At 66.3% G+C, this 23,055-nt stretch carries 20 protein-coding genes; 11 read left to right on the forward strand and 9 right to left on the reverse strand.

The window, feature by feature from the left end; translation table 11 throughout:
• The 3 genes from ACCC94_RS15070 to ACCC94_RS15080 form a co-directional block, all read right to left on the reverse strand.
• On the reverse strand, positions 1 to 776 hold a 776-nt coding region (locus ACCC94_RS15070; RefSeq protein ID WP_413350308.1), incomplete at its 3' end, for a CheR family methyltransferase.
• Entirely contained in the window at positions 773 to 1,285 is a 513-nt protein-coding gene (locus ACCC94_RS15075; RefSeq protein WP_413350309.1) for a chemotaxis protein CheW, read from the reverse strand. The genes ACCC94_RS15075 and ACCC94_RS15070, both read right to left, overlap by 4 nt.
• Complete coding sequence (locus ACCC94_RS15080) at positions 1,260 to 2,879, reverse strand: methyl-accepting chemotaxis protein (RefSeq protein WP_413350310.1); 1,620 nt, start codon at positions 2,877 to 2,879, stop codon at positions 1,260 to 1,262. The genes ACCC94_RS15075 and ACCC94_RS15080 overlap by 26 nt, the downstream gene beginning before the upstream one ends.
• 190 nt (positions 2,880 to 3,069) lie before the next feature.
• Here ACCC94_RS15080 and ACCC94_RS15085 point away from each other — a divergent pair, with 190 nt between their 5' ends.
• The 3 genes from ACCC94_RS15085 (at position 3,070) to ACCC94_RS15095 (ending at position 5,791) form a co-directional block, all read left to right on the forward strand.
• On the forward strand, positions 3,070 to 3,507 hold the full coding sequence (locus tag ACCC94_RS15085; RefSeq protein ID WP_413350311.1) for a YqaA family protein: 438 nt from the start codon (positions 3,070 to 3,072) through the stop codon (positions 3,505 to 3,507).
• 167 nt (positions 3,508 to 3,674) lie between these two features.
• Entirely contained in the window at positions 3,675 to 5,285 is a 1,611-nt protein-coding gene (locus tag ACCC94_RS15090) for a methyl-accepting chemotaxis protein (protein WP_413350312.1), read from the forward strand.
• 116 nt (positions 5,286 to 5,401) lie between these two features.
• Complete coding sequence (locus ACCC94_RS15095) at positions 5,402 to 5,791, forward strand: hypothetical protein (protein ID WP_413350313.1); 390 nt, start codon at positions 5,402 to 5,404, stop codon at positions 5,789 to 5,791.
• 294 nt (positions 5,792 to 6,085) lie between these two features.
• Here ACCC94_RS15095 and ACCC94_RS15100 read toward each other — a convergent pair whose 3' ends face one another.
• The 3 genes from ACCC94_RS15100 to ACCC94_RS15110 form a co-directional block, all read right to left on the reverse strand.
• Entirely contained in the window at positions 6,086 to 6,370 is a 285-nt protein-coding gene (locus ACCC94_RS15100; RefSeq protein ID WP_138212611.1) for a hypothetical protein, read from the reverse strand.
• Positions 6,371 to 6,668: 298 nt separating this feature from the next.
• The gene (locus ACCC94_RS15105) at positions 6,669 to 8,291 is read right to left on the reverse strand and encodes an MFS transporter (RefSeq protein WP_413350314.1); all 1,623 of its coding nucleotides are present in this window, start codon (positions 8,289 to 8,291) and stop codon (positions 6,669 to 6,671) included.
• A 186-nt stretch (positions 8,292 to 8,477) separates the two neighbouring features.
• The gene (locus ACCC94_RS15110; protein WP_413350315.1) at positions 8,478 to 10,142 is read right to left on the reverse strand and encodes a GMC family oxidoreductase; all 1,665 of its coding nucleotides are present in this window, start codon (positions 10,140 to 10,142) and stop codon (positions 8,478 to 8,480) included.
• A gap of 124 nt (positions 10,143 to 10,266) precedes the next feature.
• On the opposite strand from ACCC94_RS15110, the gene ACCC94_RS15115 reads away from it, so the two are divergent.
• Together ACCC94_RS15115 and ACCC94_RS15120 are read left to right on the forward strand one after the other, a co-directional pair.
• Entirely contained in the window at positions 10,267 to 11,172 is a 906-nt protein-coding gene (locus ACCC94_RS15115) for a LysR family transcriptional regulator (protein WP_413350316.1), read from the forward strand.
• 209 nt (positions 11,173 to 11,381) lie between these two features.
• Positions 11,382 to 13,358: a tetratricopeptide repeat protein gene (locus ACCC94_RS15120; RefSeq protein WP_413350317.1), complete on the forward strand. Its 1,977-nt coding sequence runs from the start codon at positions 11,382 to 11,384 to the stop codon at positions 13,356 to 13,358.
• Positions 13,359 to 13,454: 96 nt separating this feature from the next.
• Here the strand turns inward: ACCC94_RS15120 and eco are convergent, their stop codons facing one another.
• The 3 genes from eco to ACCC94_RS15135 form a co-directional block, all read right to left on the reverse strand.
• Entirely contained in the window at positions 13,455 to 13,937 is a 483-nt protein-coding gene (gene eco, locus ACCC94_RS15125; protein WP_413350318.1) for a serine protease inhibitor ecotin, read from the reverse strand.
• 109 nt (positions 13,938 to 14,046) lie between these two features.
• On the reverse strand, positions 14,047 to 14,784 hold the full coding sequence (locus ACCC94_RS15130) for a tellurite resistance TerB family protein (protein WP_413350319.1): 738 nt from the start codon (positions 14,782 to 14,784) through the stop codon (positions 14,047 to 14,049).
• 290 nt (positions 14,785 to 15,074) lie between these two features.
• On the reverse strand, positions 15,075 to 15,788 hold the full coding sequence (locus ACCC94_RS15135; protein WP_413350320.1) for a tellurite resistance TerB family protein: 714 nt from the start codon (positions 15,786 to 15,788) through the stop codon (positions 15,075 to 15,077).
• A 244-nt stretch (positions 15,789 to 16,032) separates the two neighbouring features.
• On the opposite strand from ACCC94_RS15135, the gene ACCC94_RS15140 reads away from it, so the two are divergent.
• The 6 genes from ACCC94_RS15140 to ACCC94_RS15165 all read left to right on the forward strand — a co-directional run bounded on the left by ACCC94_RS15140 (position 16,033) and on the right by ACCC94_RS15165 (position 22,920).
• Positions 16,033 to 16,944, forward strand: coding sequence for a LysR family transcriptional regulator (locus ACCC94_RS15140; protein ID WP_081517787.1), 912 nt, complete (start codon positions 16,033 to 16,035; stop codon positions 16,942 to 16,944).
• 277 nt (positions 16,945 to 17,221) lie between these two features.
• Complete coding sequence (locus tag ACCC94_RS15145; RefSeq protein ID WP_413350321.1) at positions 17,222 to 18,676, forward strand: gamma-aminobutyraldehyde dehydrogenase; 1,455 nt, start codon at positions 17,222 to 17,224, stop codon at positions 18,674 to 18,676.
• Between the two features lie 119 nt (positions 18,677 to 18,795).
• Positions 18,796 to 19,941: a putative ABC transporter substrate-binding protein YdcS gene (gene ydcS, locus ACCC94_RS15150; protein ID WP_413350322.1), complete on the forward strand. Its 1,146-nt coding sequence runs from the start codon at positions 18,796 to 18,798 to the stop codon at positions 19,939 to 19,941.
• Between the two features lie 202 nt (positions 19,942 to 20,143).
• On the forward strand, positions 20,144 to 21,172 hold the full coding sequence (locus ACCC94_RS15155) for an ABC transporter ATP-binding protein (protein WP_413350323.1): 1,029 nt from the start codon (positions 20,144 to 20,146) through the stop codon (positions 21,170 to 21,172).
• A 1-nt stretch (position 21,173) separates the two neighbouring features.
• Positions 21,174 to 22,124, forward strand: coding sequence for an ABC transporter permease (locus tag ACCC94_RS15160; RefSeq protein ID WP_413350325.1), 951 nt, complete (start codon positions 21,174 to 21,176; stop codon positions 22,122 to 22,124).
• Entirely contained in the window at positions 22,114 to 22,920 is an 807-nt protein-coding gene (locus ACCC94_RS15165; RefSeq protein WP_138212584.1) for an ABC transporter permease, read from the forward strand. The genes ACCC94_RS15160 and ACCC94_RS15165 overlap by 11 nt, the downstream gene beginning before the upstream one ends.
• Positions 22,921 to 23,055: the final 135 nt, after the last annotated feature.

The following is a 23,055-nucleotide window of genomic DNA, read 5'->3' on the forward strand; positions in this document are numbered from 1 at the left end:
GCAAAGGACTGCGGCACGCCCAGCGGACGCAGGCCCACGCGCGACATCAGGCTGGCCTCGGCCGGGCCGATGAACAGCACGCCGTCGGCCCGCGCCAGGCGCCGCAGCACGTCCACCACCTGCTCCTGGGTCGGACGGTCGAAGTAGATCAGCAGGTTGCGGCAAAACACATAGTCGTAAGGCGCCTCGCCGGCCAGCAGGCCCGGCGCCAGAAGGTTGCCGGAGCGGAACTGCACCTTGCGCCGCACCGCCTCGGCCAACTGGTAATCGTTGCCGTCGGCGCCGAAGTAGCGGTCACGGAAACCCAGGTTGGCGCCGCGGAACGAATTGCGTCCATAGCGCCCCTCCGCCGCCCGCTCCAGCACGGCGCGGCTGACGTCCAGCGCATCGACCTGGAAGGCCGTCGGCGCAAGCCCTGCATCCAGCAGCGCCATGACGATGGAGTAGGGTTCCTCGCCGGTCGAGCATGGCAGGCTGAGAATACGCAGCGGCCGGGTCCCGGCCAGCTCCAGCATGCGCCGGGAGGCGAGGTCCGCCAGCGCGTCGAAGGATTCCGGATAGCGGAAGAACCAGGTCTCGGGGACTATCACCGCCTCGATCAGCGCCTGCACTTCGTCGGCGGAGCCTTGCAGTTGCATCCAGTAGTGCTCGACGTTGCCGCCGCTGACCTTGTTGCAACGCTGGCGCACGGCGCGTTCGATGACGGCGTCACCGACCGATTCCGCGTCCAGGCCGATGCGTTCCTTGAGCAGTCGGGCGAAGCGCGGATCGGTCATGCCGGCGCTCCCCCGGCCTGCCGCAGAACCCGTGCGCGAGCCTCATCGCTGAGCAACTGGTCGACGCCTACGCGCTGCAACAGGCCCGCCTCGTCTTCCAGCACGGGACCGAGGAAGCGGGCGCTGCCGTTGTCCAGGTCGTAGTCGCGGAAGGCCGCCGGGTCGCGGCGCAGGGTGTGGGTCGCCTGTTCGAGGATCAGCCCGAGCTGTTGCTCGGGTCCTTGCCCTTCGGCGCGATAGCGCACCAGCACCAGGCGCGTGCTGGTGCGGCGTGGCGCGCTGTGGCCATAGGCGAGCTGGCTCAAGTCGAGCACCGGCAACAGCTCGCCACGGTGCGGGAACAGCCCGGCCACCCAGGCCGGCGCTTGCGGCACGCGCTTGAGCGCGGGTACCGGCAGCACCTCGAGGACGTCGTGGACGTCCAGTGCGTAACGGTCCGCGCCCAGGCGGAACTGCAGGTACAGCCTGCCCGCCGCGGCGGTCTCAGACCTTGAAGCGGGAGACGCCATTGCGCAGTCCGTTGGCCACGAGGTTCAGCTCGTCGATGGCGAAGCTGGCCTGGCGCAGCGATTCCACGGTCTGGCCGGTGGCCTCGCCGAGCTGCACCAGCGCCTGGTTGATCTGCTCGGCGCCGGTCGCCTGGGCCTGCATGCCTTCGTTGACCATCTGCACGCGCGGCGCCAGCGCCTGCACCTGCTGGATGATCTGCGAGAGCTGCTCGCCGACCTGGCCGACTTCCGAGATACCGCGACGCACCTCCTCGGAGAACTTGTCCATGCCCATCACGCCGGCGGACACGGCGGACTGGATCTCGCGCACCATCTGCTCGATGTCATAGGTGGCCACGGCGGTCTGGTCGGCCAGGCGGCGCACCTCGGTGGCCACCACCGCGAAGCCGCGGCCGTATTCGCCGGCCTTCTCTGCCTCGATGGCGGCGTTGAGCGAGAGCAGGTTGGTCTGGTCGGCCACTTTCACGATGGTGGTGACCACCTGGTTGATGTTGCCGGCGCGCTCGTTGAGGATCGCAAGCTTGGCGTTGACCAGCTCGGCGGCGCCCATCACGTGGTGCATGGTCTCTTCCATGCGCGCCAGGCCCAGCTGGCCGGAGCCGGCCAGGGTGGAAGTCTGCTCGGCGGCCGAGGACACCTCGGTCATGGTGCGCACCAGGTCGCGCGAGGTGGCGGCGATTTCCCGCGAGGTGGCGCCGATCTCGGTGGTGGTGGCGGCCGTTTCGGTGGCGGTGGCCTGCTGCTGCTTGGAGGTGGCGGCGATCTCCGTCACCGAAGTAGTGACCTGGATGGCCGAACGCTGTGCCTGCGATACCAGGCCCTTGATCTCTTCGGCCATGCCGTTGAAGCCCGTCTCGATCACCGCGAACTCGTCGTTGCGCCCCATCGCCAGGCGTGCGGTCAAGTCGCCGCCGCCCATGACCTGCAGGCCTTTCACCACCTGGCGTACCGGTTCGGTGATGGCGCGCATCAGCAGCAGCCCGCAGATGGCCGCGGCGAGAGTGGCCAGCAGCATCGACACCAGCATGATGATCTTGGCCCGGTGCACTTCGACGACGATATCGGCAGCCGCCGCATCGGCGATCTGCTTGTTCAGGTCGATCAGGTCATTGAGCGTCCGGCGGCCGGCTTCCCAGGCCGGGTCCAGCTTGTCGACCACCATCTGGCGTCCGCCGGCGCGGTCCCTGGTGTACTGGTCCAGCACCTGCGCCAGCACCTCTTCGTAGACCTGCGCCTGCTGCTTGAAGCGGTCCATCATCTGCCGGTCGCGTGTCTCGTGGATGGTCGCCTCGTATTTGGCGACGCGGTCGTAGAGCACGTCATGGTTGGCGTTGAATGCCTGGCGGTCCGTCGCGTCGAGCGGCTTCTCCGCGCTCAGCCCGACCAGCATGTGCACCATCAGGATGCTGTCGGTCCAGGCCGAGCGCACCGTGGTCAGGGCATAGGTGCCCGGCATGGCGTCGTGGCTGACGCGCTCGGTGCTTTTCTCGATGTCCAGCAAACGGATGTAGGAGATCACCACCATCAACAGCATGATCGCGATGACGACAGCAAAGCTGGCCAGGATGCGTTGGCGTAGAGTCCAGTTCTTCACAGCGTTCCCCAGGGATGTTCGAGACATGCTGACGGAAGTGCACTCGAAAGAGCTTAGGCTCGCAAATGCAAATTCCTACTAATTCCTCAGCAAGATAGGACATATAGTATCTGGACACGCATAAAACTCGCCTCTTTATTCCAAATTTCCAGCACATTTTCCCACCCCGCGAAGCCGACGAAATCCGCCCATGCTGTCCCTCGCCCTGGCCGTCCATGCCGGCCTGTGTCTTTCCGCCTTCGGCGCCGCCACCCTCCTGCCGCTGCAATCGGAAGCCGTGCTGGTCGGCCTGTTGCTGGGCGGCCAGTACCCGCTGTGGTCGCTGCTGCTGGCCGCCAGCCTGGGCAACGTGCTCGGCTCCCTGGTCAACTGGCTGCTGGGCCGCGGCCTTGAGCGCTGGCATGGCCGCCGCTGGTTCCCGGTGAGCGACGCGGCGCTGGAAAAGGCCCGGCGCCACTACCGACGCTTCGGCAGCTGGACGCTGCTGCTCAGTTGGGCGCCGCTGGTCGGCGACCCGCTGACGCTGATCGCCGGCGTCATGCGCGAGCCGCTGTGGCGCTTCCTGCTGCTGGTCACGCTCGCCAAGGTCGGGCGTTACGCCGTGCTGGCCTGGCTCACGCTCGCCTGAAAGATTCCCCTCTCAAAATCGGCCAGCATTTCGTCGACTCGTCCCGTTTTGCCACTGCTGCGAAAAAATGGCGCCAATTAATATCAATGCGCCATCACTGTGCATGGCAGGGCTTTCGAGCCCCAGACAATGGATGACGAAAAGGGAAATTCACGATGTTCCGAAGCATGAGTATTGGCCGCCGCGCCTCCCTGGGTTTTGCCGTGATGGGCTTGTTGCTGGTGTTCCTCGGGTTGTTCTCGCTATACAAGCTGTCGACGCTGCGGGCCGCCTCCGAAGAGATCGACAACAACTGGCTGCTGAGCATCAACCACATGAACCAGCTCTCGGGCGACATCGCCCGCATCCGCCTGGAATCCATGCGCCTGCTGGTCAACCACGACAGCGCTGCCCGCGAACGCAGCCTCGACCTGATCGCCGAGGCGCGGCAGGACAAGGACAAGGTGCTTGCCGACTATCGCCGACTGATCCTCAGCGCCGAGGAGCAGCAGCACACCGATGAACTGCACCAGGCGCTCAACGGCTACCTCGGGTACGTCGACCAGTTGCTGGAGAAAGTCCGCCAGGACGACCAGGAAGGCGCGCTGCACATCCTCAACGGCAACATCGCCCAGCAGGGCGCGGAGCTGAACAAGCGCCTCACCGCGCTGATCGACCTCAACCGCAACGGCGCTGCCGCGGCAGCCAACCGCGCCGTGGAGCAGTACCAGAGCGGTCGGCTGGTGGTCGGCGCCATCCTGCTGCTGAGCATCGGGCTCACGCTGCTGCTGGCGTGGCAACTCACCCGCAGCATCGTCGTGCCGCTGGGCCAGGCTGTGCGCGTCGCCCGGACCATCGCCGGCGGCGACCTCAGCCAGCGCTTCAGCGTCGAAGGCCGCGATGAACCGGCGCAACTGCTCCACGCCCTGGCGGACATGCAGAACAGCCTGCGCGAGACCATCCGCGGCATCGGCAACTCTGCCAGCCAGCTGGCTTCGGCCGCCGAGGAAATGCACAGCGTGATGGAGGAAAGCAGCCGCGCGCTGCAGCAGCAGAGCGACCAGATCGAAATGGCCGCCACCGCCGTCAACCAGATGACCAGCGCCGTGGAAGAAGTGGCCAGCAACGCCGCGTCCACCTCCGCCGCCTCGCGCGAGGCCATCGACGCCGCCCGCAGCGGCAGCGAGCGGGTGGACGAGACCTCCAATGCCATCGGCACCCTGGCCGGCGAAGTGGGCCAGGCCTCGCAGCAGGCGGAGGCGCTGGCCAACCAGGCGCAGGATATCGGCAAGGTGCTGGAGGTGATCCGCAGCGTGGCCGAACAGACCAACCTGCTGGCGCTCAACGCCGCCATCGAAGCCGCCCGCGCAGGCGAGGCCGGGCGCGGTTTCGCTGTGGTCGCCGACGAAGTGCGCTCGCTGGCCCAACGCACCCAGAGCTCGACCCGCGAGATCGAGGAGCTGGTCTCGGCGATCCAGACCGGCAGTGACCGCACCGTCAACGCCCTGCTCAGCAGCACCGCCCATGCCGAGCGCACCGTCAGCCGCACCGGCGAGGCCGGCGCTTCGCTGCAGGTGATCCTGGAACGCATGTCGCTGATCAACGAACGCAACCTGGTGATCGCCAGCGCCACCGAGGAACAGGCGCAGGTGGCGCGCGAGGTGGACCGCAACCTGCTGAACATCCGCGACCTGGCGACCCAGACCTCGGCCGGCGCCACCCAGACCAGCGCGGCGAGCCAGGAGCTGTCTCGCCTGGCGGTGGACCTGAACGGAATGGTCGCGCGCTTCGTCGTCTGACGCGCCCTGGCAACTCCCGTTTCGCTCGATATAAAGCGAAACGGGAGCTGTCGGCAGGGAATTTTTCCGGCCTTTTCCTATCCAATGGCCATCATGGAACGCCACAGGGTGGATAGATGAAACTGTTGAAATTGTCGGCCGTGCTGGCCGCCGCTGCACTGCTCAGCGCCTGCGGGGGCAACCAGGCCAAGGTCTGTGGCTCGGACGATGTGAAGAACCAGCTGGTCAAGATCTTCCTCTCCGGCGCACTTTCGGCTCAGTCCGATGCATTGAGCAAGGCCGAGCTGAAGGACGTGGCCATCATCGACAAGGACCCGGACAGCGGCGTGCTGGAATGCGTCGGCACCCTGACCGTGCCGGTGGTCGGCCAGGTCGCCTCGGGCACCCTGAAGTACCAGATCGCTCCGGCGGCCAAGTCCGAGCACGACTACCTGCTGCTGCTCGCCGATGGCCCGCTGGCGAATGCCTTCGCCAAGCGCATCGAAGGGATGATCCCGCAGCAGTAGGGTTATCCACAGACGAAAAAAACCGGCCCTGGGGGCCGGTTTTTTATTGGGCTGGCTTTTCGTAGGACCGAGGGGGGCGCCTAGCCCTTGCTCGCGAACCGCTCAGTGCCGATTTCCTCGGTGAGCGCTTACTCACGATGGGAAGCTTGCGTTACCCATGCTGTCGACACGCGAGAATCGATGGGTATCGCTGCGCTCCACGCCATCCTACGTTGACGCGTCAGTGTGATTTCGGCGTGGCTGGGGATTCTGATCGCGGACTGGTCCGCTCCTGCAAATGCCGAAACGACGGACTCAGAACCCTTCCAGATCGATCAACTCGCCCTCGAAGCGAATCGACCCACCCTCCGCGTTCGCCTCGCCGCCCTGGATCTCGCCGTAATAGGAAAGCCCGTTCTCCAGCGTCACGCAGACGTGGGTCGGTTCTTCCGGGGCATCCAGCTGGCCCTTGAAGCTCACCTCGATCACGCCCTCTTGCGGCGCGCTGAGGGTCACCGTCACGCGGGCGTTATCCACCGCTTCGGCCTCGCGCCCCCAGTGCTCGGCGCTGACGGTCACGGTGGCGATTTCCTGTTTCATGCTCGAAGACTCTCCAACAAGGCTCCGGCGCCATGCGCACCGGCTGATGGCGCCAAGGATACCGCGCCGCCGGGGCAGCCGAAACGGCGGCTTTCGCTGCGACCTGCCGTCGCCTGCGCTGCGCCCCAGAACCTCGAACGTAGGATGGCGTGGAGCGCAGCGATACCCATCACTTCCGGCGCACCGACAGCATGGATATCGCTGCGCTCCACCCATCCCACCAAAGCGCCTCCATGGGGTAATGGCCAGAAACGAAAAGGCCCGGCATCCAGCCGGGCCTCTTCATGTCAGCTGAGGATCAATCCGCGTGGATGTCGTTGTCCTTGGTCTCCTTCAGGAACAGCAGCGAGCAGACCAGGCTCATCGCCGTGATCAGCACCGGGTACCACAGGCCGTAGAAGATGTTGCCGGTGTACACCACCAGGGCGAACGAGATGGTCGGCAGCAACCCGCCGAACCAGCCGTTGCCGATGTGGTACGGCAGCGACAGCGAGGTGTAGCGGATGCGCGTCGGGAACAGCTCGACCATCAGCGCCGCCAGCGGACCGTAGCAGCAGGTAGCGATGAAGATCAGCGCAACGATGATGGCCACCACCATCGGCCGGTTCACCAGCGACGAGTCAGCCACGGTCGGGTAGCCGGCGTCCTTCACCGCAGCACCCAGCGCGGCGGCGTCGAAGCCCTCGAGGCGCTTCTCGCCGACGGTCACCACCAGTTCGCTGCCAGCCGGAGCGGCCACCGTGCTGTAGGGCACGCCGCCCTTCACCAGCAGGGTCTTGGCCTTGTCGCAGGCGCTGTCGAATTTGGCCTTGCCCACCGGGTCGAACTGGAAGGTGCAGGTGGCCGGGTCCGCCATCACGGTGACCGGCGCCTGGCGCGAGGCTGCATCGATCTGCGGGTTGGCGTAGTGGGTCAGCGCCTGGAACAGCGGGAAGTACAGCACCGTGGCCAGCAGCAGGCCGGTGATCAGCACCGGCTTGCGCCCAACCTTGTCCGACAGCCAGCCCATGATCACGAACAGCGGCGCGCCGATCACCAGGGAAATGATCAGCAGCCCGTTGGACAACGCCGGGTCCACCTTCAGCACCTGGGTGAGGAAGAACATCACGTAGAACTGCGCCGCATAGAAGGTCACTGCCTGGCCGGCGTTGATGCTGAACAGCGCGATCAGGACGATCCTCAGGTTGCGCCAGTTGGTGAAGGACTCCTTGAGCGGCGACTTGCTCACCTTGCCCTCGGCCTTCATCTTCAGGAACGCCGGCGACTCCTGCATGGACAGGCGAATCCAGGTGGAGATGCCCAGCAGCACGATGGAGATCAGGAACGGCAGGCGCCAGCCCCAGGTCTCGAACTCGGCGCCGGTGAGCTGGCGGCAACCCCAGATCACCACCAGCGAAAGCAGCAGGCCACCGGTGGCGGTGCACTGGATCCAACTGGTGTAGGCGCCACGCTTGTGGTCCGGCGCGTGCTCGGCCACATAGATCGCCGCGCCGCCATATTCACCGCCCAGCGCCAGGCCCTGCAGCAGGCGCAGCACGATGAGGATGATCGGCGCGGCCACGCCGATGGTGGCGTAGGCCGGCAGCAGCCCCACCGCGAAGGTCGACAGGCCCATCAGCAGGATGGTGACGAGGAAGGTGTACTTGCGCCCGATCATGTCCCCCAGGCGGCCAAACACCAGCGCGCCGAAGGGGCGGACGAGGAAGCCGGCGGCGAATGCCAGCAGGGCGAAGATGAAGGCGGTGGTGTCGTTGACACCGGCGAAGAAGTGCTTGGCAATGATCGCCGCCAGCGATCCGTAGAGGAAGAAGTCGTACCACTCGAACACCGTGCCGAGCGACGAGGCGAAGATCACCTTGCGCTCGTCGCGACGCGTGGTCGCGGGCCGCTCATAGGAGCTGGTCTGTGCTACATCGGTCATTGCGGGCTCTCCTGCCCCTTCTGGGGGCTCTTGTTTTTGTCAGCCTCGACTGCCACGGTTTTCACACCGCGCGATACCGTTGATCTACTGCTCTTCGTAGGAGCGAGCTTGCTCGCGAACCGCCTGGCACCCAGGCGTCAGGGAGCGAAATTCCACGCCAGACACTGTGGGCAGACGGGATCGCCGTCACGCCACCGGAGCTTCCTCCTGTGCGCGCCCACTGGAAGGGATGACCTCCGCGCTACGCGCGGGTTCGCTCAAAATCATCTGCGCGGCCTTTTCCGCGATCACCAGCACCGGCGAGCAGCTGTTGCCGGAGGTCAGGCTGGGCATGATCGAAGCGTCGGCGATGCGCAGGCCGGGAATGCCGTGCACGCGCAGCTGGCTGTCTACCACAGCGCCCTCGCCCTGCCCCATGCGGCAGGTGCCGGCCGGGTGGAAGATGGTGGTGCCGATCTCGGCGGCGGCGCGGTGCAGGTCTTCCTCGGTCTGGTAGTCCGGGCCGGGCTTGAACTCCACCGGCTGGTAGCGCGCTAGCGCAGGCGCGGCGGCGATGCGGCGGGTCAGGCGGATGGCATCGGCGGCCACGCGCAGGTCCTGCGGGTGGCTCAGGTAGTTGGGCTGGATCACCGGCTTGTCGCGCGGATCCAGCGAGCGCAGCGTCACCGTGCCACGGCTCAGCGGGCGAAGGTCGCACACCGAAGCGGTGAACGCCGGGAAGCTGTGCAGCGGTTCGCCGAAGCGCTCCAGCGACAGCGGCTGCACGTGGTATTCGAGATTGGCCGAACGCTGGTTCGGGTCCGACCTGGCGAACGCGCCCAACTGGCTCGGCGCCATGGACAACGGGCCGCTGCGCTTGAGCAGGTATTCCAGGCCCATGCCCATCTTGCCCCACAGCGTCGAGGCGATCTGGTTCAGCGAAGGCGCGCCGTTCATGCGATAGATCAGGCGCAGCTGCAAGTGATCCTGCAGGTTGCCGCCGACCCCGGAAAGCTCATGGCGCACGCCGACGCCGTGCTTCTCCAGCAGCTCCCGCGGGCCGATGCCGGAGCGTTGCAGCAGTACCGGTGTGTTGATCGCGCCAGCACAGAGAATCACCTCGCGCCGGGCTCGCAGCTCGCGCCGCGCGCCCTGCCAGTTCACTTCCAGCCCGGCGGCGCGGCCGTTCTCCAGTAGCACGCGCAGGGCCTCGACATTCGTCAGAACAGTGAGATTGGGACGGTGGGCGATGGGCCGCAGGAAGGCCTTCGACGCGTTCCAGCGCACACCGGAACGCTGGTTCACCTGGAAATAGCCGCAGCCTTCGTTGTCGCCGCCGTTGAAGTCATCCACCGGGCGCACGCCGGACTGTGCCGCCGCCTCGCGGAAGGCATCGAGGATCGCCCACGACAGCCGCTGCTTCTCCACCCGCCATTCGCCGCCCGAGCCATGCAGTTCGCTCGCCCCGCCGAAGTGGTCCTCCATTTTCATGAACAGCGGCAACAGGTCGTTCCAGCCCCAACCGGGATTGCCCTCGGCCGCCCAGCCGTCGTAGTCCAGCGCCTGGCCACGCATATAGATCATGCCGTTGATCGAGGAGCAGCCGCCGAGAGTACGCCCGCGCGGGTACTTGATCGCGCGACCGTTCAGGCCCGGCACCTGTTCGGTGTCGAAACACCAGTCGGTGCGCGGGTTACCGATGCAGTAGAGGTAGCCGACGGGAATGTGGATCCAGGGGTAGTTGTCCGGACCGCCGGCTTCGAGCAGCAGCACGCGGTTGGCAGGGTCGGCGGACAGACGATTGGCCAGCAGGCAGCCGGCAGGGCCCGCGCCGACGATCAGGTAATCAAAAGCATCCAGTGCCTGGGGCATGGAGAAACACCTCGCCGTTCTTGTTCTTTTTATCTGAAGACCGAGCCTAGTCGTTCGTTCGTGATAAAAGAACAGTCGTTTCGAGTCAGCTGCTGTGCGTTTTCTAACAACAAGGACTGCCGAGATGTTCGACTGGAATGACCTGCGCTACTTTCTTGAGCTGCACCGCAGCGGCCGCCTGCTGACCACCGCCAAGCGCCTGGGCACCACCCACGCCACGGTGGCGCGGCATATCGAGAGCATCGAGCGCGACCTCGGCACCCAGCTGTTCGCCCAGCACACCGGCGGCTACCAGCTCACCCCGGCAGGCCAGGCGCTGCTCAAGCACGCCGAGGCCATGGAGAACACCGCCCTCCTCGCCCAGGAGGAAATGAGCCAGGCCATCTCGCCGCTGGGACAGGTGCGCATCGGCGTGACCGAAGGCCTGGGCACCATGTTCCTCGCCCCGCGCCTGGGCGAACTGATGCAGCGCTACCCCGGCCTGGAAGTGGAACTGGTATCGGTGCCACGCTTCGTCAGCATCACCAACCGCGAGGCCGACATCGCCATCACCCTGGAGCGCCCCAGCGCCGACCTGGTGATCAGCCGCCGCCTCACCAGCTACCGCCTTAGCCTGTTCGCCAGCCCCGCCTACCTGGAAAACGCCCCGCCCCTGCGCGACCGCGAGGACCTGAGCAAGCATTCCTGGATCGGCTACGTCGACGACCTGCTGTTCAGCCAGGAACTGCTGTTCCACCACAGCTTCTGCCGCCACCCGCAGGTGGTGTTCCGCAGCACCAGCGTGGTCGCCCAGCAACAGGCGGCGCAGGCCGGCATCGGCATCGCCATCCTCCCCCAGTACATGGGCCTGCACGATCCACGGCTGGTGCCGGTGCTGCCGGAGGAATTCATAGAACGGGAATACTGGATGTGCACCCGACGCGAACTGCACCGCTCGGTGCGGTTGAGGTTGGTGTGGGATTTCCTCGTAGAAGTCTGCGGGCGCGAACAGGGGATTCTGGTGGGAGGCAAAACCACAGCCCCGACCTGACCTGTAGGAGCGAGCTTGCTCGCGAACGGACTTGCCGGCGGGAACGAGGCTGGGCGGGTTCGCGAGCAAGCTCGCTCCTACGAAAAGCAGCCGCCGCACGGCGCCTCAGGGACACAGCCTACAGCTTCAGGGATTCCTGACAGCCGTTTCCGAATCATTCAAGGCGACTTTTACCGAAGATATCCGGCATCCCACACCGGAGAATTTTCATGCGCCAGCGCCAACCCAGCCTGAACCTGCAGACCATCGTCGATGCGCTCAACAGCGGCGCCCTCGCCCGAGGCGAAACCCTGGCGCGGCAGTTGCTGCGCACGCAGCCGCGCAATGCCGATGTGCTGCACCTGTGCGGCGCGGCCTGCCTGATGCAGGACAAGGCGGCGCAGGCGCGGGAATTGTTCAAGCGGGCGTTGATGCTGCGCAAGGACGGCACCTTCTACCTGAATCTGGCGCTGGCCGAGCGCGCGCTGAACGATGAGCGCGCGGCGGAAGTGGCCTTCCGCCAGTGCCTGAGGCTGCAGCCGGGTAATGCCAAGGCAGCGAATAACCTGGCGAACATCCTCAATGGCCGGCGCGAGTACGCCGAGGCGGAACAACTCTATCGCCAGGCCGTCGCCAGCGAGCCGGGCTATGTGCTGGCCTACAAGAACCTGGCCAACCATCTGCGTGAACGAGGCTACAGCGAGGCGGCCATTCCGCTGGTGACGCAGGCGCTGAAGATCAGCCCCGACAACACCGACCTGCAGCTGGAACTGGCCCGCGCCCTGGAGAAACGCAAGCGCCATGCGGAAGCGGCGCACTGGTTCAGCAAGGCCGGGCACTGGGGCGACCTGCAATTCGCGCTGCGCAACCTGGCCGACTGGTCGCGGCTGGAGGAAGTGGATGCGGCTCTGCTGCAGCAACTGCGCAATCCCACCCAGGAGCGCACCACGCCCTGGAGCCTGATCAACCTCCCCGCCCTCACCCCCGAGCTGCACCGCGATGCGGCGCGGCACTACGCCGAATCCAGCTGGGCGGCAGAGCTGGCCGGCGCGCCGCTGGCGATGGAGCCAGTGGCGGGCGAGCGCCTGCGCATCGGCTACCTGTCCAGCGACTTCTATGCCCATGCCACTCTGCACCTGATGATGGGCGTGCTAGAGGCCCATGACCGCGCGAAGGTGGATATCCAGCTGTTCGATTACAGTCCCGAACGCGACGACCATTTCACCCGGCGCCTTGCCGCAACGGGTCTGCCACGCCACGATCTGCGCGAACTGTCCGACGAAGCGGCGGCGCGGCTGATCGCAGACCAGCGCCTGCACATCCTGGTGGACCTCAAGGGTTACACCACCGGTGCGCGCCAGGGCATTACCGCGCTGCGGCCGGCTCCGGTGATCGTCAACTGGCTGGGTTATCCCGGCAGCCTGGGGCATCCGCGATTGGCCGATTACCTGATCGGCGATGCGAACGTGACGCCGCCCGCGCACGCCGAGCATTTCAGCGAGACCCTGGCGCTGATGCCGCACAGCTACCAGCCCAATGACCGCGACCGTCCATTGGGCGCGCCACCTGGCCGTGCCGAAGCGGGCTTACCGAAAAACGCCGTGGTGTTCTGCAGCTTCAACCAGTTGCTCAAGCTGAACCCTGGTGAGTTCGACCTCTGGTGCCGCCTGCTGCGAGAGGTGCCGGGCAGCGTACTCTGGCTGCTGGAGCCGGAAGCCGAAGAAGCCTGCGCCAACCTGCGCCGGGAAGCGCTGGCACGTGGAGTCGAAGCCGAGAGACTGGTGTTCGCCCCACGCATGAAGCAGGCGGAGCATCTGGCTCGCCTCGCTCTGGCAGATATCGCGCTGGACAGCTTCCCCTGCACCTCGCATACCACCGCCAGTGATGCGCTGTGGGCGGGCGTACCGCTGATGACCCGGCTTGGCGAGACCTTCACCAGCCGCGTGGCCGGCAGCCTGCTCAAGGCCCACGGTTTCGATGAGCTGGTCGCGACCGATGCGCAGGACTATTTCAATCGGTTGAAGGCCCTGGCGCTGGACGAGTCGAAGCGCGATGACCTGCGCCAGCGGTTGGGCGCGGCTCGAATGGAATCGCCGCTGTTCGACACGGCGCGCTTCACCGTCGACCTGGAGGCGCTGTTTGCGGCCATCTGGCAGCACCACAGCGCCGCGCCGGAGGCTCGCGCTGCTGTCGTGGTCGCGGAATAGTCATTGTAGGAGCGAGCTCGCTCGCGAACCCGCCCAGCGCCGGCATAGCCGGAAGGGCTGTTCGCGAGCAAGCTCGCTCCTACAGGGAGGGCGGGATTATTCGGCGCGGGCCTTCTCGACCTTGTCGGAAGCGGACCACAGGCGATAGCGGACTTCGACGTCCTTCGGCGCGTAGATCACGATCGGCAGCTTGCTGTTGTAGCGCAGCACGAAGCCATCGCCGACCACCGGGACGAAGTCCTTGCGGGTCTTGCCGTCCGGGCAGGCCATCAGGGTGCTGGCCGGGGCGCTGACCTTGTCCAGGCGGTAGTAGGAGTAGCCCCAGCCTTCCAGGGTCTTTTCCTCCAGGGTGCCGCCCAGGCGCTGGCGGTTGCAGTCGACGGTCAGCGTCTTGCCGGCGAGGATCTCGACCTTGAAGTTCTCTTCCTGCACCTGCTTGGGCAGGTGGATGACCTGGCGCACGAAGCCGTCCTCGGCCTTGGGATAAGGCGCGACGTCTTCCAGCTTGGCGGCGTTGGCGAAGGTGGCGGTAGCGCTGAGCAGCAGCGCGGTGGGGAGGGTGAAGCGTACGAACGGCATGAAGCCTCCTTGCAGAAATGAAGAACGAACGCACCGCGCGGGTGCGTTCGTCCGAGCGATCTGACCGTCAAATTGTACGAACGCTCCTACAGCCGTGCGCTGAGTTGTATCAAGCTACTTCACCTCCGGCCTTGGCCTGCTGCTCGAGATGGGCCTGGAGTTCCGGGGCGAGATTGAGGTTGTAGGCGAGCTCATCGAGGTAGGTGCGTTCGGTGCCCTGCTGGTCGTCCACCAGCATTACGCTGACCAGGTACATCTCGGCAGCCATGGCCGGGTCGCCCTGGGCGGACTCGGCGACTTCGGCGGCATCCAGCGGCTTGCGTACCTCCGCGTCGAGCCAGTCCTGCAGTTCCGGCTCATCGGTGTGGCGGGCGATCTCGCCCTGGATGGCGGCCTTTTCCTTTTCATCGATGCGACCGTCGGCCTTCGCCGCGGCGATCATGGCGCGAAGGATTGCGTGGCTATGGGCCTCGGCTTCCGGTCCGGAGAGCTGGTCCACGGTCATCAGCGACTGCTGTTGCGAAGGGTTGGCGTTCTGCTGGCGCTGCCAGTTCTGGTAGGCCTGGAAGGCCATCATGCCGAGGGAAGCAAGCATGGCGTAGTTGATGCCGCCGCTGCTGCCCGTACGACCTTGCGGTGCGCCGCCGTTGTTCGCACCGCCGCCGAGCATGCCTCCCAGTACATCGCCCAGGCCGCCGAGCCCGCCACCGGCACCGCCGGAGGAGCCGCCCAGCAAACCACCCAGCAACCCGCCGAGGCCACCGAGACCTCCCGCGCCGCCGCCCTGTTGTGTCGCCGCGCCTTGGCTGCCGCGCAGCAGTTGTTCCAGTAGATCCGCAGTGTTCATGGAGTGACCCTCGCCGGCTTGCGTGGCGCGCCGGGCGGCGTCGCCAACCTGTTGCAGCAATGAGCTCTGACCTGCCTTGAGCAGTTGATCGAAAAGAGAACCAGCATTCATGAGATGACAACTCTCGCTATGCGTTGGGCAACGATAGTCCCGCCACACCGATGCGCCAGCGCCGTTCGCCGGCCGGGTGCCAGGGCGGGACACCCGGGGGCGAAGCCTGCCGCCGCGAGAGGTTGCCAGCCAGGCGATTGCCGCCCGGCGCCGATTTCAGCCGGCGATTGCGAGGAAGGTCACGCGGACACGGCGTCCAGCGCCTTCTGCGCCTGGGCTTCCAGCTCGGCCTTGAGGCCGGCGTCGAGGCTCAGCTGGCGGGCCAGTTCGTCGAGGTAGGCGCGCTCCATGTAGCTGGTCTCGTCAACCATCAGCAGGCTGGCCAGGTACATCTCGGCGGCCATTTCCGCGCTGGTGGCGGCGCGGGCGACTTCGGCCGGGTCGAGCGGCTTGGCCAGCTCGCGGTCAAGCCAGCCCTGCAGCTCGACGTCGCCGGTGAGCTTGGCGATTTCGCCGTCGATCAGCTGGCGTTCGCGATCGTCGATATGCCCGTCGGCCTTGGCCGCCGCGACTATGGCCCGGAGGATGGCATGGCTGTGCTGCTCGGCCTGCGCCGGGGGAAGGCGATCCACTGTCTGCGGCTCGCCGCGCGGGGCGCTGGCCTGTTTCTGCTGCCAGTTGCCATAGGCCTTGTAGGCCAGGACGCCCAGCGCTGCGAGGCCGCCATAGGTGACGACCTTGCCGCCCATCTTGCGCGCCTTCTTGCTGCCCAGTAGCAGGCCCAGCGCGCCGGCTGCCAGGGCGCCGCCACCAGCACCGGAGAGCAGGCTGCCCAGGTCCAGGCCGCCGCCCTTGCCCGCTTGCTGGGCGCCGTCCTGCCGGGCCACGCCCTTGTTCTGCAGGAGGTCCTGGCCGGATCTGAGGAGCTGGTCGAGCAGGCCGCGAGTGTTCATGGCGATCTCCACTGTCTATCGAAAATTGTGGATTCCGACTCTAGCCCGACGCGCCGGCCAGACGCAGCGACAGTGTGCTTCCGGATATTGCGGGCCAATGCCCGCGGGTCCGCAGGGCAAAGGGTCCGCTTTCATTCGATTAAAAAGAATGTTCCTATAGATTTTCGATAATCAACAATGAAAAGCGCCGGGACCGGCTAGACAAGGCTCTAGACCGGGCTTAACGCGCCAGCGGCCAATCACCATGATGACGCTCCGCCAGATCCGCCACTTCATCGCCGTCGCCGAGACCGGTTCGATTTCCGCCGCTGCCCAGGCGGTGTTCATCTCCCAGTCCACCCTGACCCTCGCCATCCAGCAGTTGGAAGAAGAGATCGGCGTGCGCCTGTTCGACCGCCACGCCAAGGGCATGACCCTGACCCACCAGGGCCACCAGTTCCTGCGCCAGGCGCACCTGATCCTGGCCACGGTGGAGAACGCCAAGCGCAGCCTGCAGCAGAGCACCGACCAGGTGGCCGGCAGCCTCACCATTGGCGTGACCAGCCTGGTGGCGGGTTATTACCTGGCGGACCTGATCAACCGCTTCCAGCGCGCCTACCCCAACGTGCAGACCCGCGTAGTGGAGGACGAGCGCCCGTACATCGAGCACCTGCTGGTGAGCGGCGAGATCGATGTCGGCGTGCTGATCCTCTCCAACCTGGAAGACCGCCACGCCCTGCAGACCGAGGTGCTGACCCACTCGCCGCACCGCCTCTGGCTGCCGGCGCAGCACCCGCTGCTGGAGCGCGACAGCATCGGCCTGGCCGATGTGGCGGGCGAGCCATTGATCCAGCTGAACGCCGACGAGATGGGCCTGCATACCCAGCGCATATGGTCGCGCGCCGGGCTGGTGCCGCAGGTCACGCTGCGCACGGCATCGGTTGAGGCGGTGCGAAGCCTGGTGGCGGCGGGCCTGGGGCTGTCGATCCAGCCGGACATGACCTACCGCCCCTGGTCGCTGGAAGGCGACATCATCGAGGCGCGACCGCTGGTGGATCTTTCCGAACCGCTGGACGTCGGCCTGGCCTGGCGTCGCGGCACTGCGCGGCCGCCACTGGTGGACCCGTTCCTCACCGTGGCACGCGAGCAGCCCAACGCGAAGAAGCTTTCCATCTGAACGTAGGGCGCATAACCGCTTGCGGTGATCCGCCGAGAAGGTTTGGAGCTTGTGCGGACGGCGGATAACGCTTGAGGCGTTATGCGCCCTACGGCCTGATACCTGTGAACCTATCGTTCGATTTAATCGAACGCCACTTTCAGTAATTAGAATTTGTCGACCCCACGCCCGGACTCTAGTCTCTGCCCTCATACAAAGGGCCAGCTCCGGGTATCGCCCCATACGGAGCACGCACATGGCCCCCGAAAACAAGACAGATAAAAGACGAGCTTCCAGGATGACCGGCGCAACCCTGCACACCGCCCTGCTGATCGACGGCCAACTGGTCGCTGGCGAAGGCATGGCCGAGCCGATCATCAACCCGACCACGGGCGAAACCATCGTCAGCATCGCCGACGGCTCCCTGGACCAGGTCGAGCAGGCCATCGCTGCCGCCCACCGCGCCTTCCCCGCCTGGGCCCGCACCACGCCTGCCCAGCGCGCCACCGCCCTGCTCGCCATCGCCGACGCCATCGACAAGCGCGCGAACGACCTCGCCCAGCTGGAATCACTGAACTGCGGCAAGCCGCTGCACCTGGCGCGCCAGGACGACATTCCGGCCACCGCCGACGTGTTCCGCTTCTTCGCCGGCGCCGTGCGCTGCCAGCAGGGCCAGCTCGCCGGCGAATACGTGCCCGGCCACACCAGCATGGTGCGCCGCGACCCCGTGGGCGTGGTCGCTTCGATTGCGCCGTGGAACTACCCGCTGATGATGGCCGCGTGGAAGATCGCCCCCGCACTGGCCGCCGGCAACACCCTGGTGTTCAAGCCGTCCGAACACACCCCGCTAAGTATCCTGGCACTGGCGCCGGCACTGGCGGAAATCCTCCCCGCCGGCGTGATCAACATCGTCTGCGGCGGCGGCGAAGGGGTCGGCAGCCACCTGGTCAGCCACCCGAAGGTGCGCATGGTCTCGCTGACTGGCGACATAGTCACCGGGCAGAAGATTCTCCAGGCCGCCGCGCGCACCTTGAAGCGCACGCACCTGGAACTGGGCGGCAAGGCCCCGGTGATCGTCTGCAACGATGCCGACCTCGAAGCCGTGGTCCAGGGCGTGCGCACCCACGGCTACTACAACGCCGGGCAGGACTGCACCGCGGCCTGCCGCATCTATGCGCAGGCCGGTATCCATGACCGCCTCGTCGCCGAGCTGGGCGACGCCGTGGCGAGCATCCGCTTCGCCCGCAAGCGCGACGCCGACAATGAGATCAGCCCGCTGATCAGCGCCCGCCAGCGCGACCGCGTGGCCAGCTTCGTCGAACGCGCCCTCGGCCAGCCGCACATCGAGCGCGTCACCGGCGCCGCCGTGCATTCGGGCCCCGGCTTCTACTACCAGCCGACCCTGCTGGCCGGCTGCAAGCAGCAGGACGAGATCGTCCAGCGCGAAGTGTTCGGCCCGGTGGTCACCGTGACCCGCTTCGAGCAGCTGGAACAGGCGGTGGACTGGGCCAACGATTCCGAATACGGCCTGGCCTCCTCCGTGTGGACGCAGAACCTGGACAAGGCCTTCCAGATCGCCAACCGCCTGCAGTACGGCTGCACCTGGATCAACACCCATTTCATGCTCGCCAGCGAAATGCCCCACGGCGGGCTCAAGCGCTCGGGCTACGGCAAGGACCTGTCCAGCGACTCGCTGCAGGACTACAGCGTGGTGCGCCACATCATGGCGCGCCACGGCCAGCGACTGGATTGAACCACCCGGCGGGATCGCCCGCCGGCACATAAGAAACGCCCCGACGGCATGCCGTGCGAGGGCTGTTGCTCGATTGAACTGCCCCCCCAATAGAGACAACAACGAGAGGGAGACACCCGATGCGCAAGACCGCACTGCTCAGTGCCATCACCACCGCCCTGCTGGCCAGCGCCGGCGTCCAGGCCGCCGAGGCCCTGAAGGAAGTCGGCAAGGGCGAAGGCCGCCTGGACATCATCGCCTGGCCCGGCTACATCGAGCGCGGCCAGTCCGACAAGAACTACGACTGGGTCACCCAGTTCGAGAAGGACACCGGCTGCCAGGTCAACGTGAAGACCGCCGCGACCTCCGACGAGATGGTCAGTCTGATGGCCAAGGGCGGCTACGACCTGGTCACCGCATCCGGCGACGCCTCCCTGCGCCTGATCTACGGCAAGCGCGTGCAGCCGATCGACCCGTCGCTGATCCCCAACTGGAAGAACATCGACCCGCGCCTGAAGGACGCCGCCTGGTACGTGGTCAACGGCAAGACCTACGGCGCGCCGTACCAGTGGGGCCCGAACCTGCTGATGTACAACACCAAGGTCTTCCCCACCGCGCCGGACAGCTGGAAGGTCGTGTTCGACGCTCAGAACCTGCCCGACGGCAAGCCGAACAAGGGCCGCGTGCAGGCCTACGACGGCCCGATCTACGTCGCCGACGCCGCGCTGTACCTGAAGGCGACCCAGCCGAAGCTGGGCATCCTTGATCCGTACCAGCTCGACGAGAAGCAATACGCCGCCGTGGTCGAACTGCTGCGCAAGCAGCATGACCTGATCCACCGCTACTGGCACGACACCACCGTGCAGATGAGCGACTTCAAGAACGAAGGCGTCGCCGCTTCCAGCGCCTGGCCGTACCAGGCCAACGCGCTGAAGGCCGAAGGTCAGCCGATCGCCACCGTGTTCCCGAAAGAAGGCGTCACCGGCTGGGCCGACACCACCATGCTGCACGCCGAAGCCCAGCACCCGAGCTGCGCCTACAAGTGGCTGAACTGGTCGCTGGAGCCGAAGGTTCAGGGCGACGTGGCCGCCTGGTTCGGCTCGGTGCCGGCAGCCCCCGCCGGCTGCAAGGCCAGCGCCCTGCTGGGCGACGAGGGCTGCGCCACCAACGGCTACAACCAATTCGACAAGATCGCGTTCTGGAAGACCCCGGTGGCCGAGGGCGGCAAGTTCGTCCCGTACAGCCGCTGGACCCAGGACTACATCGGGATCATGGGCGGCCGCTAAGGCCTTGAGCGTTCGCGAGCAAGCTCGCTCCTACAGGGAGTCCGGCTCTTCGTAGGAGCGAGCTGGCTCGCGAACCCGCCCCGTGCGCCTCGCCATGCCGGCGAGCGCCACGACATCCATCCGATTGCACCGATTCACCCGTATCTCAGATTCACGGGCAGGGCTCCCCTACGCCGGATTCCTGCCCCTTGGAGCGTGCACCATGACCACCCCCGCTGTTCAATTCACCCAGGTCTCCCGCCAGTTCGGCGACGTCAAGGCCGTTGACCGGGTGTCCATCGACATCAAGGACGGCGAGTTCTTCTCCATGCTCGGCCCGTCGGGTTCGGGCAAGACCACCTGCCTGCGCCTGATCGCCGGCTTCGAGCAACCCAGCGCAGGCTCCATCCGCATCCATGGCGAGGAGGCCGCGGGCCTGCCGCCCTACCAGCGCGACGTCAACACGGTGTTCCAGGACTACGCGCTGTTCCCGCACATGAGCGTGCTGGAGAACGTCGCCTACGGCCTGAAGGTCAAGGGCGTCGGCAAGGCCGAGCGCCTGAAGCGCGCCGAGGAAGCCCTCGGCATGGTCGCCCTGGGTGGCTACGGCGTGCGCAAGCCGGTGCAGCTCTCCGGCGGCCAGCGCCAGCGTGTCGCCCTGGCCCGCGCCCTGGTGAATCGCCCGCGCGTGCTGCTGCTGGACGAACCCCTCGGCGCCCTCGACCTCAAGCTGCGCGAGCAGATGCAGAGCGAGCTGAAGAAACTGCAGCGGCAGCTGGGCATCACCTTCATCTTCGTCACCCACGACCAGAGCGAAGCGCTGTCCATGTCCGACCGCGTCGCGGTGTTCAACAAGGGCCGCATCGAACAGGTCGACACCCCGCGCAACCTCTACATGAAGCCCGCCACCCCGTTCGTGGCGGAGTTCGTCGGCACCTCCAACGTGCTGCGTGGCGATATCGCCCAGAACCTCACCGGCAATGCCCAGCCCTTCTCCATCCGTCCCGAGCACATCCGCTTCGCCAACGGCGAGCGCAGCGCCTCGGACATCGAGATCAGCGGCCTGCTGCACGATATCCAGTACCAGGGCGCGGCGACCCGCTACGAGATCCGTCTCGACAACGGCCAGAACCTCTGCCTCAGCCAGGCCAACAGCCAGTGGGCCGACATCGACCTCGCCCACCAGCCGGGCCAGCGCGTGACCGCCCGCTGGGCGCGCGAGGCGATGGTGGTGCTGAACGAGGGCGCCTGACATGGAACTGACGATGAACGCTCCGGTGCTGCAGGCCAGCAATGGCCCGCTGCGCCGCCTGTGCAACCTGCTCTACCGCAAGCCGACGCTGTACCTCTCGCTGCTGCTGATCCCGCCGCTGCTGTGGTTCGGCGCGATCTACCTCGGCTCGCTGCTGACGCTGCTGTGGCAGGGCTTCTACACCTTCGACGACTTCACCATGACGGTGACGCCGGAGCTGACCTGGGCCAACTTCGGCTCGCTGCTCAGCGGCTCCAACTTCGACATCATCCAGCGCACCGTGCTGATGGCGGTAGCGGTGTCCATCGCCAGCGGCGCGGTGGCCTTCCCCATCGCCTACTACATGGCGCGCTACACCACCGGCAAGACCAAGGCGTTCTTCTACATCGCCGTGATGATGCCGATGTGGGCCAGCTACATCGTCAAGGCCTACGCCTGGACCCTGCTGCTGGCCAAGGGCGGCGTGGCGATGTGGTTCGTCCAGCATCTGGGCCTGGAGCCCCTGCTGAACCTGCTGCTGGGCATTCCCGGCGTCGGTGGCAACACCCTGTCCACGTCCAGCTTCGGGCGCTTCCTGGTGTTCGTGTACATCTGGCTGCCGTTCATGATCCTGCCGATCCAGGCCTCCCTGGAGCGCCTGCCGCCCTCCTTGCTGCAAGCCTCGGCCGACCTCGGCGCGCACCCGCGGCAGACCTTCCTGCAGGTGATCCTGCCGCTGTCGATCCCCGGCATCGCCGCCGGCTCGATCTTCACCTTCAGCCTGACCCTGGGCGACTTCATCGTGCCGCAGCTGGTGGGCCCGCCGGGCTACTTCATCGGCAGCATGGTCTACGCCCAGCAGGGCGCGATCGGCAACATGCCGATGGCCGCCGCCTTCACCCTGGTGCCCATCGTGCTGATCGCCGTGTACCTGTCCATCGTCAAACGTCTGGGGGCCTTCGATGCACTCTGAGAAAGCATCCTGGGGGCTCAAAGCGGCCGCCTGGGGCGGGCTGGTGTTCCTGCACTTCCCGATCCTGATCATCTTCATGTACGCCTTCAACACCGAGGACGCGGCCTTCAGCTTCCCGCCCAAGGGCTTCACCCTGCACTGGTTCAGCGTCGCCTTCGCGCGCCAGGACGTGCTCGAAGCCATCGAGCTGTCGGTGAAGATCGCCAGCGTCGCCACGCTGATCGCCATGCTCCTGGGCACCCTGGCCGCGGCCGCGCTGTACCGCCGCGACTTCTTCGGCAAGGAAGGCATCTCGCTGATGCTGATCCTGCCGATCGCCCTGCCCGGCATCATCACCGGCATCGCGCTGCTCTCGGCGTTCAAGACCCTCGGCATCGAGCCGGGCTTCCTGACCATCGTCATCGGCCACGCGACCTTCTGCGTGGTGATCGTCTACAACAACGTCATCGCGCGCTTCCGCCGCACCTCGCACAGCCTCATCGAAGCCTCGATGGACCTGGGCGCGGACGGCTGGCAGACCTTCCGCTACGTGATCCTGCCCAACCTCGGCTCGGCGCTGCTGGCGGGCGGCATGCTGGCGTTCGCGCTGTCCTTCGACGAGATCATCGTCACCACCTTCACCGCCGGCCATGAACGCACCCTGCCGATCTGGCTGCTCAACCAGCTGGGCCGCCCGCGCGACGTGCCGGTGACCAACGTGGTGGCGATGCTGGTGATGATCGTGACCATGCTGCCGATCCTCGGCGCCTACTACCTGACCAAGGGTGGCGAAGGCGTGGCGGGGAGCGGCAAATGAGGTCATGTGCCAAGCGGCCCTCTCCCCCCGCCCTCTCCCTGAAGGGAGAGGGAGTTATCCGTGCCGGCTGACACCCAGGTTTCATCCTGCACCGAACGGTCCCCTCTCCCTTCAGGGAGAGGGTTAGGGAGAGGG

The sequence above is a fragment of the Pseudomonas sp. Pseusp97 genome (assembly GCF_047304025.1).
In the GTDB taxonomy this organism is placed as follows: Bacteria; Pseudomonadota; Gammaproteobacteria; order Pseudomonadales; family Pseudomonadaceae; genus Pseudomonas.